The organism is Paraburkholderia sp. J12, assembly GCF_905220215.1.
In the GTDB taxonomy this organism is placed as follows: Bacteria; Pseudomonadota; Gammaproteobacteria; order Burkholderiales; family Burkholderiaceae; genus Paraburkholderia.
The window spans coordinates 315314-329525 of sequence record NZ_CAJMZC010000001.1; the positions used below are offsets into that span (position 1 = coordinate 315314).

15 protein-coding genes are annotated in these 14212 nt (G+C 66.0%); 4 read left to right on the forward strand and 11 right to left on the reverse strand.

The window, feature by feature from the left end:
* Positions 1 to 98 precede the first annotated feature (98 nt).
* Positions 99 to 1403: a 23S rRNA (uracil(1939)-C(5))-methyltransferase RlmD gene (rlmD, locus tag U5760_RS01435; RefSeq protein ID WP_415914036.1), complete on the reverse strand. Its 1305-nt coding sequence runs from the start codon at positions 1401 to 1403 to the stop codon at positions 99 to 101.
* A gap of 376 nt (positions 1404 to 1779) precedes the next feature.
* Between rlmD and U5760_RS01440 the strand changes: the two genes are divergently transcribed.
* The 3 genes from U5760_RS01440 (at position 1780) to U5760_RS01450 (ending at position 3318) form a co-directional block, all read left to right on the forward strand.
* Positions 1780 to 1986: a hypothetical protein gene (locus U5760_RS01440; protein WP_322009093.1), complete on the forward strand. Its 207-nt coding sequence runs from the start codon at positions 1780 to 1782 to the stop codon at positions 1984 to 1986.
* A gap of 75 nt (positions 1987 to 2061) precedes the next feature.
* Positions 2062 to 2352: an outer membrane protein assembly factor BamE domain-containing protein gene (gene bamE / locus U5760_RS01445; RefSeq protein WP_322009095.1), complete on the forward strand. Its 291-nt coding sequence runs from the start codon at positions 2062 to 2064 to the stop codon at positions 2350 to 2352.
* A 96-nt stretch (positions 2353 to 2448) separates the two neighbouring features.
* On the forward strand, positions 2449 to 3318 hold the full coding sequence (locus U5760_RS01450) for an endonuclease/exonuclease/phosphatase family protein (protein WP_322009096.1): 870 nt from the start codon (positions 2449 to 2451) through the stop codon (positions 3316 to 3318).
* Positions 3319 to 3336: 18 nt separating this feature from the next.
* Here U5760_RS01450 and U5760_RS01455 read toward each other — a convergent pair whose 3' ends face one another.
* The 5 genes from U5760_RS01455 to surE are packed head-to-tail and all read right to left on the reverse strand — an operon-like array spanning position 3337 to position 8051.
* Positions 3337 to 4113 carry a 3'-5' exonuclease gene (locus U5760_RS01455; RefSeq protein ID WP_322009097.1) on the reverse strand — a complete coding sequence of 259 codons (777 nt, stop codon included), beginning with the start codon at positions 4111 to 4113 and terminating at the stop codon, positions 3337 to 3339.
* 27 nt (positions 4114 to 4140) lie between these two features.
* Positions 4141 to 5223, reverse strand: a complete 1083-nt coding sequence (rpoS, locus tag U5760_RS01460) for an RNA polymerase sigma factor RpoS (protein ID WP_322009099.1) — start codon at positions 5221 to 5223, stop codon at positions 4141 to 4143.
* 13 nt (positions 5224 to 5236) lie between these two features.
* The gene (locus U5760_RS01465) at positions 5237 to 6142 is read right to left on the reverse strand and encodes a peptidoglycan DD-metalloendopeptidase family protein (RefSeq protein WP_322009100.1); all 906 of its coding nucleotides are present in this window, start codon (positions 6140 to 6142) and stop codon (positions 5237 to 5239) included.
* A gap of 5 nt (positions 6143 to 6147) precedes the next feature.
* Positions 6148 to 7293 carry a protein-L-isoaspartate(D-aspartate) O-methyltransferase gene (locus U5760_RS01470; protein WP_322009990.1) on the reverse strand — a complete coding sequence of 382 codons (1146 nt, stop codon included), beginning with the start codon at positions 7291 to 7293 and terminating at the stop codon, positions 6148 to 6150.
* The gene (gene surE, locus U5760_RS01475; protein WP_322009101.1) at positions 7290 to 8051 is read right to left on the reverse strand and encodes a 5'/3'-nucleotidase SurE; all 762 of its coding nucleotides are present in this window, start codon (positions 8049 to 8051) and stop codon (positions 7290 to 7292) included. Before surE ends, U5760_RS01470 begins: the two co-directional genes overlap by 4 nt.
* A gap of 249 nt (positions 8052 to 8300) precedes the next feature.
* On the opposite strand from surE, the gene U5760_RS01480 reads away from it, so the two are divergent.
* On the forward strand, positions 8301 to 9272 hold the full coding sequence (locus U5760_RS01480) for an NADPH:quinone oxidoreductase family protein (RefSeq protein WP_322009102.1): 972 nt from the start codon (positions 8301 to 8303) through the stop codon (positions 9270 to 9272).
* A 52-nt stretch (positions 9273 to 9324) separates the two neighbouring features.
* Here U5760_RS01480 and U5760_RS01485 read toward each other — a convergent pair whose 3' ends face one another.
* The 5 genes from U5760_RS01485 to recR form a co-directional block, all read right to left on the reverse strand.
* On the reverse strand, positions 9325 to 10149 hold the full coding sequence (locus U5760_RS01485; protein WP_322009104.1) for an ABC transporter permease: 825 nt from the start codon (positions 10147 to 10149) through the stop codon (positions 9325 to 9327).
* A 44-nt stretch (positions 10150 to 10193) separates the two neighbouring features.
* Positions 10194 to 11006 carry an ABC transporter ATP-binding protein gene (locus tag U5760_RS01490; RefSeq protein ID WP_322009105.1) on the reverse strand — a complete coding sequence of 271 codons (813 nt, stop codon included), beginning with the start codon at positions 11004 to 11006 and terminating at the stop codon, positions 10194 to 10196.
* 87 nt (positions 11007 to 11093) lie between these two features.
* A complete protein-coding gene (locus U5760_RS01495) occupies positions 11094 to 12134 on the reverse strand; it encodes an ABC transporter substrate-binding protein (protein WP_322009107.1) in 1041 nt (346 codons plus the stop codon).
* A gap of 59 nt (positions 12135 to 12193) precedes the next feature.
* Positions 12194 to 13432 (reverse strand): CaiB/BaiF CoA-transferase family protein, encoded by a 1239-nt coding sequence (locus U5760_RS01500; RefSeq protein ID WP_322009108.1) that lies wholly within the window; start codon positions 13430 to 13432, stop codon positions 12194 to 12196.
* A 128-nt stretch (positions 13433 to 13560) separates the two neighbouring features.
* Entirely contained in the window at positions 13561 to 14157 is a 597-nt protein-coding gene (gene recR / locus U5760_RS01505) for a recombination mediator RecR (protein WP_322009109.1), read from the reverse strand.
* Positions 14158 to 14212: the final 55 nt, after the last annotated feature.

Sequence of the window (14212 nt, forward strand, 5' to 3'; positions counted from 1 at the left end):
GCGCAGAAAAGACAAAGCCCCGCATCCTGCGGGGCTTTTTTTCGCCTGAACCCGGCACCCGGCACCCGGCGCACGCACGCGCGCCGGTCGCGATGGACTCAGTCGCGCTCGAACAGCGCAATCGACTCCACGTGGGACGTGTGCGGGAACATGTTCACGACGCCCGCTCCCTTCAGCCGATAGCCGGCCTCGTGCACGAGCAGGCCCGCATCGCGCGCAAGCGTCGAGGGATTGCACGACACGTACACGATGCGCCTCGGCAACGGGCCTTCGCCGCTTTGCGCGATATCCGCGAGCGCTTTCGACACGGCGAGCGCCCCTTCACGCGGCGGATCGACGAGAAACTTGTCGAAAGCGCCGAGCGCGCGCATATCGTCGGCGCTCACTTCGAACAGGTTGCGGCAGGCGAAGGATGTATGGCCATCCACCCCGTTCGCGCGGGCATTCTCGAGCGCGCGCGCCGTCAACGTTTCGCTGCCTTCGATGCCCACCACCTCGCGTGCGAGACGCGCGAGCGGCAGCGTGAAGTTGCCGATGCCGCAAAAGAGGTCGAGCACGCGATCGCCCGGCTCCGGCGCGAGCAGGCGCAGCGCACGGCCCACCAGCACGCGATTGATCTGATGATTGACCTGGGTAAAGTCCGTCGGCTTGAACGGCATCCGGATATCGAACTCCGGCAGCGTGTAGTCCAACTGCGCATCGAGCGGGTAAAACGGAAACACCGTGTCCGGGCCTTTCGGCTGGAGCCAGAACTGCACGTTGTGCGCATCGGCGAAGGTGCGCAGCAGCGCTTCGTCGGCGGCGGTGAGCGGTTCCAGGATGCGCAGCACGAGCGCGGTCACGCTCGCGCCTACGGCGAGCTCGATCTGCGGCATGCGATCGCGGATCGACAGGCCTTCGACCAGCTCGCGCAGCGGCACGAGCATCGCCGAGACGTGCGGCGGCAGCACTTCGCAACTCGTCATGTCGGCGACGTAGCTGCTCTTGCGCTCGTGAAAGCCGACCAGCACCCCGCCCTTTTTCGGCACGTTGCGCACGGTCAGGCGCGCGCGGTAGCGATAGCCCCAGGACGGGCCGTGAATGGGCCGGAACAGCGTTTCGGCGCGCACCTTCGCAAGATGCGCGAGATTGTCTTCGAGCACGCGCTGCTTGACGGCGATCTGCGCGCGCACGTCCAGATGCTGCATCGAGCAGCCGCCGCAGGTGCCGAAAAACTTGCACTGCGGTTTCGTGCGGATCACGCTCTCGCGCAACACGTCCACCACCTGGGCCTGCTCGAAGCTCGGCTTTCGGCGGTAGCTCGAATAAGTGACACGCTCGCCGGGCAGCGCGCCCTCGACGAAGATCACCTTGCCCGGCTCGCCCGTTTCGGTGACGGTGCGGCCGACGCCGCGCGCCTCCATATCGAGCGACTCGATCTCCAGAATCGGGGCATGAAGCACCGACGCGTCGGCGGCGGCGCGCCGCTCGGCCCGGCGCTCGCGCTTGCTGCGCTTCGCGGGGACGGCCGCGGCGGGCGCGGCTTCTACGGGTTCGGCTTGAGGGTCGGGGGCGGCTTGAGACACCAGCGGATTCCTGACAGACGGTGAGTGAAAATTGGGCGAAGGCGAGATTGTAGACGAAGTCGGCGCCCGCGCCCGGCACGAGAGGGCCGCCGCCATGCCGCGAGCTGCCGGCCCAGAATTACTTTAGTACCAGTCCGATCCTCTTCGCCTACCTCGGTCACTACGATAGGACATGTCTGGCCGCACGCCTGAACCGAACCGAGGATCGCAGATCATGACCAGTATTATTTCGCTTCAACTCCTTCCGATCGTGCTGATCCTGTTTGGCGGCGTCGTCGCACTGATGGCACCGGCAATCGAATCGCTCGCGTCGCCGTGCGTCGCTCACCGGCACAAGATCATGCTGGTGTTCGGCGGTCTTGCCGCTCCGCTTGCGGTCATGGGTTTGCTGCTGCTCGCTGTTCACGTACTACTCGATTGACCCAATACTCGATTAACCCAATGGATTTGGCGTGCCTGATGTAGAGACAATCTGTCTTTCACCATCAGGAATCGAATGAGCAAGCCAACTCTCTGCGCCATCGCCGCGGCCGCGCTTTTAGGCCTCGCCGCCTGCGCTTCGTCCGTCAAGCCCGAAAGTATCATTAGCCAGGTCTCGCGCGGCATGACGCAGCAAGAGGTCGTGCGACGCATCGGGCCGCCGGACGGCGAATACACCTACGCAGGCAACAACTGCTTCCAGTATGCGTTGGGGGACAACAACGGTACGCGTTTTGCCGTGTTTTTCGATGCCGATCAGCGCGTCACTTCCGCGGCGCGCGGGTCCTGCCCCGGCATGCCGCGCTGATGCCTTTCAGGCCTTGCAGCCGTCAGGGCACGAGCGACGGGTAGATCCGCTTTCGGCTACATTGCAACCCTGTCGGCTGTGCTTCGGGAGTCGCCCGTGAAATTGCTGAGCTGGAACGTGCAATGGGGCCGCAGCGCTGCGGGAGCGGTCGATCTGGCGCGCACTGTGCGCGAAGCGCGGCACCTTGCCGACTTCGACGTGCTCTGTCTGCAGGAAATCACGCGGGGCTTCGCGGAGCTGCCGGGCGCCCCCGGCGACGATCAGTTCGCCGAACTGGCGGCGCTTCTGCCTGGCTATACCGTGATCGAAGCCATCGGCGCCGATCTTCCGGCAGCGCCCGGCGCACCCGTCGCACCCGGCGCGCGGCGGCGCCAGTTCGGCAACGCCATCGCAACGCGTCTTCCCGTCGCCCAGGTATTCCGGCACACGCTGCCCTGGCCCGCCGATCCCGCCGCGCCTTCCATGCAGCGGGTCGCCCTGGAAGCCGTGATCGGCGCGTCAAGCAACGCGCTACGCGTGCTGGTCACGCATCTGGAATTCTATTCGGTGAAGCAGCGGCTCGCCCAGGTCGACGACCTGCGGCGGCTCCAGCAGGAGGCGGCAGCCCACGCAGCATCGCCTGCTCCGGGAGAACGAGGCAACGGTCCGTTTGCGCCGACGGGGCGCCCGGCAAGCGCAATTCTGTGTGGGGACTTCAACAGCGCGTGGGGTAGCGAGGCCTACGAGCGCATGCTCGAACCCATCGACGGCAGCCCGGCATTCGTCGATGCGTGGACGGCGTTGCACCCGGGCGCAACGCCGCCGCCGACGGCCGGTGTCTACGACACGGAACAATGGTCGTCCGGACCGATCACGTGCGATTTCGTGTTCGTCACCGAGGATCTGCGCGGACGTCTCAAACGCTGCGAGATCGACGGCGCAACCGAGGCGTCCGACCATCAGCCCATCGTGCTGGAACTGGACTGATCCACCCCGAGCGATCGCTCACGCACCGAAGGCGGCGAGATACTCGGCCCAATGCGGCGCCGGCTCCATTGCAAGCGCGTTCTTCACGTGCGCGATTTCGTCTTCGTATTCGCGCTCGGAAAAACCGCCGCGCATCATCTGAAACCGGCAATACAGCAGGTAGGTGTTGACCACGTCGGTTTCGCAGTAGTTGCGGATTTCCTCGATCCGCCCTTCCTGGAAAGCGCTCCACACCTGGCCGCCGTCCATCCCGAGCTTGCCCGGAAAACCGCACAGCTTCGCGAGCGCGTCGAGCGGCGCGTTCGCGCGCGCCTGATACATCGCCAGCACGTCCATCAGGTCGGTGTGACGCGAGTGATAGCGGCTGATGTAGTTGTTCCACTTGAAGTCGCGGTCGTCTTCGCCGAGGTCCCAGTAGCGCGACGCGCGGATGCCGTGCACGAGCGCGCGGTAGTGCAGCACCGGCAGGTCGAAGCCGCCGCCGTTCCAGGAAACCAGTTGCGGCGTGTACTTTTCGATCGTGCGGTAGAACGACTGGATCAGCGCGGCCTCGCCGTCCTCGGGCGTGCCGAGCGAGCGCACGCGAAAGCCTTGGCCGTCGCGAAACACGCACGAAATGGCAGCGACGCGCTGCAAATGGTGCGGCAGGAAATCGCTGCCGGTTTTCTCGCGGCGCGCGGCGAACGCGTGTTCGGCCACTTCGGCGTCGGTCAGCGAAGCGGGAAGCGTGTCGAGACGGCGAATGCCGTCGACATCGGGAATCGTCTCGATGTCGAATACGAGGACAGGTGTCATTCAGGCTGCAAGTCGGAACTGCGGAATTTAGAGGACGGCGTCCTTACGCACGCCGTTGGAAGCGAAGAAGCGCTTGAGCCGCACGAGAGCTTCCTGCTGGATCTGGCGCACGCGCTCGCGGGTCAGGCCCATTTCGTCGGCCAGTTCTTCGAGCGTCGCCGGCTCGATATGGTTCAGCCCGAAGCGGCGCTCGATCACGTGGCGATGCTTGTCCGAGAGACGCCCGAGCCACGCGCGCGTGAGCGTCTCGAGCTCGCGGTGCTGCACTTCGGCGTCCGGCGACTGGCTCTGCTCGTCCGAGAGCAGATCGAGCAGGCTGCTCGCGGGATCGAGGTCGAGCGGCGCGTCGAGCGACGCCGTATGTTCGTTGAGCGCGAGGATGTCGGTGACTTCCTCGGTGGTCTTGCCGGTGAGATAGGCGATATCGTCGATGCTCGCGTCGCGCCGCTCGGAAGCCGAATCGGCATTCAGCGAGTTCTTTTCGAGATGACGCTTCGCGCGCAGCACCTGGTTCAGCTCGCGGATCACGTGTACCGGCAGGCGCACCGTGCGTGCCTGGTTCATGATCGCGCGCTCGATGCTCTGACGGATCCACCAGGTGGCATAGGTCGAGAAACGGAAGCCGCGCCCCGGATCGAACTTCTCGATCGCGTGCATGAGGCCGAGATTGCCCTCTTCGATCAGGTCGAGCAGCGGCACGCCGCGATTCAGGTAGCCCTTCGCGATGCTGACCACGAGCCGCAGATTGCGCTCGATCATGACCTGGCGCGCCTCGAACTCGCCCGCCTTCGCAAGACGCGAGTAACGCTGCTCTTCTTCGACCGTGAGCAGCGGCTTCACGCTGATCCGGTTCAGATAATGCTGGATAGTGTCGGCCGTGAGCTCGGCCTGCAGGATCGCGCGGAAGTCGTCGGCGTCCGGAGCCGGTTCGGCGGCCTCGCGCGTGCCGCCCTCTTCGTCCGAGGCGGCTTCCCGTTCGTCGAAATCGCGGCCGTTCTCGTTCTCGGACTGCGCCTCGTCGTCGGCCGACGCAGCGCCGTCCTCGACCGAAACCGGGGCGGCTTGGCTGTCAGACTCGGTTTGCTGCAGACGGCGCTTCGATTTCGGCATGGTCGGCTCGCTATTATTGCGGCGGCAAGTACTTCAGTGGGTCGACGGGCTTGCCCTGACGGCGAACTTCGAAATGCAGCATCACACGGTCCGAATCACTATTTCCCATTTCGGCGATCTTCTGACCTTTGGTGACCGCATCCCCTTCTTTTACCATCAAAGCTCGGTTGTGTGCATACGCTGTCAAAAACGTGGCGTCATGTTTGATGATAATGAGATTGCCGTATCCGCGCAGCCCATTTCCGGCATAAACCACGCGCCCGTCTCCTGCCGCCTTGACAGGATCGCCCGCCGCGCCGCCGATATCGATGCCCTTGCTCTTCGTATCGTCGAAACCGGCGAGCACCGGGCCGCGCACCGGCCACGCCAGCGCGATGCTGCCCGCGGGCGCCGCGCTGTCGCTCGCGCCTGCCTGCGGTTGCGGCGGCGGTGGCACAACTGCGGCGGCGCCTGCGCCCGAACCGATCATCGACGGCATAGCCGCAGCCGTGCCCGGCGGCACGCTCGTCACATTGCCGCCCGGCACCGGCGCGGTCACGACACCCGGCGTGGAGCCGGCGACGTTCGCACCCGGGGGCGCCACGCGCAGCAACTGATCCACCTCAATCTGATTCGGATTGGTGAGATTGTTCCACGTCGCGATGTCGCGATAGTTCTGGCCGTTTTCGAGCGCAATTCTGTACAACGTGTCGCCCGGTTTCACCCGGTAGTATCCCGGAGGCGGCGGTCCGAGCGGCACGGCGGGCTGCGCGGCGGCGGTAGTGCCGGCCGGCGGCGCGGTGCGGTCGACGACAGGCGCCTGATCGAGCCGCGTCGCGCAGGCCGTCAACAGACAAAGCGCGATGACAGAGGCGCTGCGCTGGGCTACGGTCAGGTCGGCTTTCGGGCGGTTTCTTTGCATCGCGCGCAACATACTCATCGTTTTCAGATCACTCCGGATTTTAAAGGGACAAAGAAAACGCGATCAAGCCGCGACTCCCGCCACTGCGCCGGGCCCGTGCGCTCGACGAGCGTGAGCACCTGGACCGTATCGCTGCCGGCCGACGCGACCGGCGCCACGAGCCGCCCGCCGATGGCGAGCTGTTCGAGCAGCGCCTGCGGCACGTCGAAGCCCGCGGCCGCGATCACGATCGCGTCGAATGGCGCCGCCGACGGCAATCCGAGCCGTCCGTCGCCATAGTGCAGGCGAATATTCGGGATGCGCAGCGGGCGCAGATTCGTCTTCGCCCGCTCGTACAGCGGCTTGATGCGTTCAATCGAATACACATCGCGCGCAATGCGGCTCAGCACCGCGGCCTGATAGCCGCAACCCGTGCCGATCTCGAGCACGCGATCCAGCGTGCGGCCCGCGCCTGCGAGCTCGAGCATGCGGGCCACCACCGAGGGTTTCGAGATGGTCTGCTGATGACCGATCGGCAGCGCCGCATCTTCGTAGGCCTGGGTTGCGAGACCCGGATCGACGAACATGTGGCGCGGCACGCCCGCGAGTGCCTGGAGCACGCGCGGATCGGCAATGCCGTTTGCACGCACGCGTTCGACCATGCGTTCGCGAACCCGTTCCGAAGTCAGCGCAAGTGCGCTGTTCAACGGCACGGCGGGGGCGCCGGTTGCCGGTGCCGCGCCGGGACGCGTCAAGACGGCCGGGCGCGCGGCGCCAGCGCGATTCGTGGGAAGGGGAAGCGGCGAGGCGGATCGGGGAGCGGTGTCGCTGCGGCGCACGCTGCCCGCGCGCGCGGGCGATGCCGCGGCGCTCTTCATCGGCCCCTTCATCGGCTCCTTCGCGGGTCCCTTCGCTGGCCCCGCTGCGGGTCCTTTCGTCGAGCCCTTGGCAACGCCCTTCGCCTCGGCAGCCTGCACTGCCTGGCTCACACGCGTCGGCATCGGCTTCGCCGCGGCGCCCCCCGCGGCGCCACTTTTAGCGCTCGCGGGGGGCATCGTCGGCGCGGCCACGCTTTTCACCGCCGCAGGTTTGGACGCGCCCGCGCCCGATGGCCGCGCGTCGCGACGGCGCGGCTCGCGAACGAGATCCGCGAGTCCAAGCGGAAAACGCCGGGTGCGCTCGCCCGTCATGAAGCGCTGCCGCCCTGACGCACCCATTCGTGCGTCTTCGGCAACATCTGCGTATGGGTCAGATCGAGTTGCAGCGGCGTGATCGACACGTGGCCGTGCGATACCGCGTGAAAATCCGTGCCCTCGCTCGCGTCGCGCGCGCTGCCCGAGGGGCCGATCCAGTAGATCGGCTCGCCGCGCGGGTCAGTCTGCCGGATCACCGGCTGCGAGGGATGGCGCTTGCCGAGGCGCGTCACGCGCCACTCGCCGAGTTCGTCGTACGGCAAGTTCGGAATGTTGACGTTCAGCAACGGATGCCCCGGCAACGGATGCGCGAGGTAATGCGCGACGATGTCGGCCGCAACGCGCGCGGCGGAATCGAGGTGCGCCCAGTCCTTGTCCACGAGCGAGAACGCGATGGCCGGGACGCCGAACATGATGCCTTCCGTAGCGGCCGCCACGGTGCCCGAGTAGAGCGTGTCCTCGCCCATGTTCTGGCCGTTGTTGATGCCGGAAACCACGAGGTCGGGCCGGTGTTCCAGCATGCCGGTGAGCGCAATGTGCACCGAGTCGGTGGGCGTGCCGTTCACGTAGTGAAACCCGGTGGTCTTCGAGCGCTGCACCGACAGCGGCCGCCACAGCGTGAGCGAGTTCGATGCGCCGCTGCAGTTCTGCTCCGGCGCCATCACCGTGACCTCGCCGAGCGGCTGGAGCGCTTCGTAGAGGGCTGCGAGCCCTGGGGCGAGATAACCGTCGTCGTTGCTGAGTAGTATTCGCATCGGTCGATTGTAACCGAGGAAAGAAGGCAGGCGAACGACAGGCCGGCGCGCCCTGCACGAGCGTCCCGCACCGCGTCGCCGACCTTGCTGCGCGGGCGTTTGCGCCACTCACGCCGGCTCTCGAAAGCCCGCTTCGATACCCATTTTGGCCCTTGCGAATAAACGCACGGTCGTTCGCATTCGGGCGATTTGCCGTACACTGTCAGCTGCTCCCGATTCCATGAACGACGCGAAAGACAAGGAGACACGATGCGCGCCATTCGCTGCAACCAGTACGGTCCACCCGATTCGCTCACGCTCGAAGATCTGCCCGATCTCGTGCCCGGTCCCGGCCAGGTCGTGATCGACGTGAAAGCCGCCGCCGTCAATTTCCCCGACGTGCTGATCATCGAGAACAAGTACCAGGTGAAGCCGCCGCTGCCTTTCACGCCGGGCGCCGAAGTCGCGGGTGTCGTGCGGGCGGCCGGCGATGGCGTGAAGCTCGCGCCGGGCACGCGTGTCGTCGCGTACGTCGGTCAGGGTGGCTTCGCCGAGCAGGCGATCGCCGGTGCCGACGCGTGCGTGCCGCTGCCCGAAGGCGCGGATTTCGCCACGGCCGCCGCCTTCACGCTCGCCTACGGCACCTCGCATCACGCGGTCGTGGACCGTGCCGCGCTGAAAGCGGGCGAAACCATGCTCGTACTGGGCGCGGCGGGCGGCGTGGGCCTCGCGGCCGTGGAGATCGGCAAGGTGCTCGGCGCGCGCGTGATCGCGGCCGCGTCGAGCGAAGAAAAGCTCGAGGTGTGCCGTCGCTTCGGCGCGGACGCCACGATCAACTACAGCACCGAAGACCTGCGCGAGCGCATCAAGGCGCTCACCGACGGCCGTGGCCCCGACGTGATCTACGACCCCGTGGGCGGCGACTACGCCGAGCCCGCGTTTCGCAGCATCGGCTGGCGCGGCCGTTATCTCGTGGTGGGTTTCGCCAACGGCGAGATCCCGAAGCTGCCGCTCAATCTCGCGCTGCTCAAGGGCGCGAGTCTCGTCGGCGTATTCTGGGGAGATTTCGCGCGCCGCGAGCCGAAGCACAATGCCGCGGCGTTCGCGCAGATGATTGGGTGGATCGGCGAGGGCAAGCTCAAGCCCTACGTGTCGAAGCGCTATACGCTTGCCGATACCGCCCAGGCGCTCAAGGACATGGCCTCGCGCAAGGTGACGGGCAAGATCGTGATCGAGCCCTGAGCTTTAATTTTATCGGCATGTCTCTACATGCGGCGCGCGCCATGCGCGCCGCCTAGAGTTTTTCGGTGTCGCCCGCATGCGGCTGCCACTTCATGAGGCGCCGCTCCGCAAACCCGACGAGTGCATCGAGAATCAGCGCGAAGGCTGTGAGCACGAGTATTCCCGCGAACACGGTGTTGATATCGAAGGTGCCTTCGGCCTGCAGGATCAGATAGCCGACGCCGCTCGCCGAACCCAGATACTCGCCCACCACCGACCCCACGAACGCGAGCCCCACCGACGTGTGCAGGCTCGAAAACACCCAGCTCGTCGCACTAGGCAGATAAACGTGGCGCAGCAGCTGCTTGCGGTTCGCGCCCAGCATGCGCGCGTTCGCGAGCACGACCGGACTCACTTCCTTCACGCCCTGATAGACGTTGAAGAAGACGATGAAGAACACGAGCGTGACGCCGAGCGCCACCTTCGACCAGATGCCAAGACCGAACCACACGCCAAAGATCGGCGCGAGGATCACGCGCGGCATCGAGTTGGCGGCCTTGATGTAAGGGTCGAAGAGCGCGCTCGCCGTGGGAGCGAGCGCGAGCCACAGGCCGACCGCAAGCCCGCTCACCGTGCCGATCGCAAACGCCAGCACGGTTTCGGTCAGCGTGACCCAGAGGTGCAGCCAGATCTCGCCGCCCGCGAACCACTCCCAGATGCGCAGCAACACCTTCTGCGGCTCGCCGAAGAAAAAGGCGGCCTTGTTGGGATCGTCGAAATAGAACGGCGGCAGGAGCGTCGGGCTCGTCAGCACGTACCAGAACCCGAAGCACGCGACGAGCAGCAGCCACTGCCACACGATGAGGTTGCCCCGATGCGGGCGCAGCCGTTTCCACATGATGTTCTCTCTCCCCTCTCGAAACGCGCTCAGCGCTCGCCGCCTCAGCCGCCCGCGAGCTGCTGCTGGTAACCCTTGAGCACCTCGTCGCGCAGCACGCCCCAGATCCGCGCATGCAGTTCGACGAAGCGCGGGTGCGAGCGCACTTCGGCCACGTCGCGCGGCCGCGGCAGATCGATCGCGAATTCGCCGATCGGATGCGTGCCCGGACCCGCCGACAGCACCACCACGCGGTCCGACATGGCGATGGCCTCGTCGAGATCGTGGGTGATGAAAAGCACCGCCTTGCGGCGCGCGGCCCACAGGTCGAGCAGTTCGTTCTCCATCAACTGGCGCGTCTGGATATCGAGCGCCGAGAACGGCTCGTCCATCAGCACGATGTCGGGGTCGAGTATCAGCGTCTGCGCCATCGCCACGCGCTTGCGCATGCCGCCCGACAGTTGGTGCGGATAGCGGTCGCCGAAACCGCCGAGCCCCACGCGCTTGAGCCACTCTTCGGACTGCGCGCGTGCCTCGGTCGCCGCGACGCCGCGAAACGTCAGCCCCGCCATCACGTTGTCGAGCGCGCTTTTCCACGGCATCAACGCGTCGGCCTGGAACATGTAACCCGCCCGGCGATTCAGACCCGCGAGCGGCTCGCCGAACACGCTCACCGTGCCGGCACTCGGCGCAAGGAGCCCGGCGCCGATGTTGAGCAACGTGGACTTGCCGCAGCCGGTGGGCCCGACCACCGAAACGAACTCGCCGGGCGCAATGCGCAGCGTCGCGTTCGCGACGGCGGTATAGCGCTGCGAGCGGTCCTCACGCGACGCAAAGGTGCAGGTGATGTTCTCGAGCGCGAGTGCGGGTACGGTCATCGTCTTCCGGAACCAGGCGAAAAACTGTGTGAGGAATTGCGCGAAAAAACCGCGCAAGGGACCACTGATTGCCGCCGGTTGCGGGTATCAGCTCTTGACTGTGGCGAGCGCCTTCTTCACGAAGTCGTTGGTCCACGTCTTCGAGAGGTCGATCGGCTTGCCCTGTACGTTCGGATCGAACGTCTGCAGCGTCTTGAGCGAGGTGGCGGGGCCGTCGGCCGGCATCAGGCCGTCCGGCGACATCGCCTCCTTCACGTGCTCCCACGCGGCCAGATACAGCGCACGGTCGCCGAGCAGATAGCTCTCGGGCACGGTGTCGATGAGTTGCGCGCCGGTAGCCGACTGCAGCCACTTGAGCGCGCGCACCATCGCATTGGTGAGCGCCTGGGTGGTATTCGGGTTCTTCGTGATGAAGGTCTGCGAAGCGTAGAGGCAACCCGCCGGCATGTCGCCGCCGAAGACGGTGTGCGTGTCGGCGAGCGTGCGTGTATCGGAAACGACGCGAATGTCGCCCGAGCGTTCGAGCCGGGTCATCACCGGATCGAGATTCGCGAGCGCGTCGATCTGGCCGGATTGCAGCGCGGCAATCGCGCCTGCGCCCGCGCCTACGCCGATGAACGAAACGTCGTTCGCGGTGAGCCCCGCCTTCGCCAGCACGAAGCTCGCCATGATCGCGGTGGAGGAACCGGGCGCCGTCACGCCGATCTTCTTGCCCTTCAAGTCGGCGATCGACCGGTAGTTGGGCATCGTCTTCTTCGAGACGGCCAGCACGATCTGCGGCGCGCGGCCCTGCAGCACGAATTCGCGGAACATCTGGTGCTGCGCCTGCAGCAGGATGGTGTGCTCGAACGCACCCGAGACGACGTCCGCGCTGCCGCCCACGGCCGCCTTCAACGCCTGCGAGCCGCCCGCGAAGTCGGCGATCTCGACTTCGAGACCTTCGTCCTTGAAGAAGCCGCGCCGCTCGGCGATCGTGAGCGGCAGGTAGTAGAAGAGATTCTTGCCGCCCACGGCAATCGAGACTTTCTTCGTCTCGAGTGGCAGCGGCTGCGCGAGCACGAGCGAGGGCACGGTGAGCACCGCGCCTGCGAGCGCTGCCGTGCCGGCGAGAAAGGATCTGCGTTGCATGTGCGAGTCTCCAGGGCTTGTTGTACTTATGTGAATCGCTTGCAGCCGTCTTTTCCGGCTCAGACAACCTGTTGCGCGTGCAACCGCGCTATGTGTTCTGCATCATAACCCAGCGTCCTGAGGACTTCATCGGTATGTTCACCCAGTTCCGGGCCGAGCCAGCGGGTGTCGCCAGGCGTGGCCGAAAGCTTGGGCGTGACCGCGGGCAGCGCCACGTCCACCTTCCCCTGCCAGCGGAACTGCTGGATCATCTGGCGCGCCATGAACTGCGGATCGGTGAACATGTCGGCGACGCTGTAGATGCGCCCGACCGGCACGTCGGCTGCGTTGAGCACTTCGAGGGCTTCGTCGATGGTGCGCGTCGAAAGCCATGCGGCAATCGCGCCGTCGATCTCGGCCGTGCGCGGCACCCGGCCGTCGTTGTGCGCGAGGCCGGGATCGTTGGCGAGATCCTCGCGATCGATGGCGGTCATGAGGCGCCTGAAAATGGGATCGCTGTTGCCGCCGATCACGATGCTGCCGTCACGGCACGGATACGTGTTGGACGGCACGATGCCCGGCAGCGAGGCGCCGGTACGCTCGCGCACCATGCCATACACGCCGTACTCGGGCACCACGCTCTCCATCATGTTGAAGACGGCCTCGTAGAGCGCCACGTCGACGATCTGGCCGCTGCCGCCATTCACGTTGCGATGATGGAGCGCCATCAGGGCGCCGATCACGCCGTGGAGCGCCGCAATCGAGTCGCCGATCGAAATGCCGATGCGCGGCGGCGGCAGATCGGGATAGCCGGTGATGTGGCGCAAGCCGCCCATCGATTCGGCGATCGCGCCGAAGCCGGGACGGTCGCGATACGGTCCGGTCTGTCCGTAGCCCGAAAGCCGCACCATGACGAGGCCGGGATTCTCCTTCGAGAGCACGTCGTAGCCGAGTCCGAGCTTTTCGAGCAGACCCGGCCGGAAGTTCTCGACGACGATATCGGCCTCCTTCGCGAGGCGCCGGACGATTTCCTTGCCCTCCTCGGCCTTCAGGTTGATCGTCACCGACTTCTTGTTGCGTGCCTGAACGGCCCACCAGAGCGACGTGCCGCCGGCCTCCGGATAGAGCTTGCGCCATTTGCGCAGCGGATCGCCGCCTTTCGGGTCTTCGATCTTGATGACTTCGGCGCCGAATTCGCCGAGAAAGCGGGCCGCGAACGGGCCGGCGATCAGGGTGCCGAGTTCGAGCACCTTCACGCCGGCGAGCGGCCCGCGCGGACCTTCGCCGGACGCGGATTCGGGGGAAGTGGCTGCGCTCATGAGTCTCCTTGGGTTCTTCGATGGGCATCCGGCCGCGCCGCCGGACTCGATTACACCCGTTGACGACAAGCGCAGCCGGCGCGCGCCCGAGTGGGCGCTCAATAGGCGCTCAGCAAGCGCTCAGCGCGCTACATCGAACGGCGGTCGATCATCGCGCGGGCGATCGTGCCGGCGTCGACGTATTCGAGTTCGCCGCCCACCGGCACGCCGCGGGCAAGACGCGTGACCGCGAGGCCGCGCGCCTTCAGCGCCTGGCCGAGGTAATGCGCGGTGGCCTCGCCTTCGTTCGTGAAGTTGGTCGCGAGTACAACTTCCTTCACGACGCCGTCCGAGGCGCGCTTCACGAGCCGGTCGAAATGGATTTCCTTGGGGCCGATGCCGTCGAGCGGACTCAGATGCCCCATCAGCACGAAATACAGGCCGCGCCAGGTCATGGTCTGTTCGAGCATGATCTGGTCGGCGGGAGTTTCGACGACACAGAGCAGCGTGGGATCGCGCTCCTCGTCGAGACACGTTTCGCAGACCTGAGCTTCCGTGAAGGTATTGCACTTCTCGCAATGCTTCAGATTCTCGGTGGCGAAAAGCAGCGCGTTGCCGAGCTTTTCTGCGCCGTCGCGATCGTGCTGCATCAGGTGATAGGCCATGCGCTGCGCCGACTTCGGCCCGACGCCGGGCAACGTGCGCAGCGCCTCGACGAGCGCGGCCAGGGCGGAAGGTTGTTTCATGCGGGTTCAGCGTGGCAGATCGAGGTGTTTTGCGCGGCTTGCGATAGTGCCGCAT

Bases quoted from the DNA above. Each gene is read 5' to 3' on its own strand.
- rlmD (WP_415914036.1), bottom strand. From the start codon at position 1,403: ATGGAGGCGCGCGGCGTCGGCCGCACCGTCACCGAAACGGGCGAGCCG.
- U5760_RS01440 (WP_322009093.1), top strand. From the start codon at position 1,780: ATGACCAGTATTATTTCGCTTCAACTCCTTCCGATCGTGCTGATCCTG.
- bamE (WP_322009095.1), top strand. From the start codon at position 2,062: ATGAGCAAGCCAACTCTCTGCGCCATCGCCGCGGCCGCGCTTTTAGGC.
- U5760_RS01455 (WP_322009097.1), bottom strand. From the start codon at position 4,113: ATGACACCTGTCCTCGTATTCGACATCGAGACGATTCCCGATGTCGAC.
- rpoS (WP_322009099.1), bottom strand. From the start codon at position 5,223: ATGCCGAAATCGAAGCGCCGTCTGCAGCAAACCGAGTCTGACAGCCAA.
- U5760_RS01465 (WP_322009100.1), bottom strand. From the start codon at position 6,142: ATGAGTATGTTGCGCGCGATGCAAAGAAACCGCCCGAAAGCCGACCTG.
- U5760_RS01470 (WP_322009990.1), bottom strand. From the start codon at position 7,293: ATGACGGGCGAGCGCACCCGGCGTTTTCCGCTTGGACTCGCGGATCTC.
- surE (WP_322009101.1), bottom strand. From the start codon at position 8,051: ATGCGAATACTACTCAGCAACGACGACGGTTATCTCGCCCCAGGGCTC.
- U5760_RS01480 (WP_322009102.1), top strand. From the start codon at position 8,301: ATGCGCGCCATTCGCTGCAACCAGTACGGTCCACCCGATTCGCTCACG.
- U5760_RS01485 (WP_322009104.1), bottom strand. From the start codon at position 10,149: ATGTGGAAACGGCTGCGCCCGCATCGGGGCAACCTCATCGTGTGGCAG.
- U5760_RS01490 (WP_322009105.1), bottom strand. From the start codon at position 11,006: ATGACCGTACCCGCACTCGCGCTCGAGAACATCACCTGCACCTTTGCG.
- U5760_RS01495 (WP_322009107.1), bottom strand. From the start codon at position 12,134: ATGCAACGCAGATCCTTTCTCGCCGGCACGGCAGCGCTCGCAGGCGCG.
- U5760_RS01500 (WP_322009108.1), bottom strand. From the start codon at position 13,432: ATGAGCGCAGCCACTTCCCCCGAATCCGCGTCCGGCGAAGGTCCGCGC.
- recR (WP_322009109.1), bottom strand. From the start codon at position 14,157: ATGAAACAACCTTCCGCCCTGGCCGCGCTCGTCGAGGCGCTGCGCACG.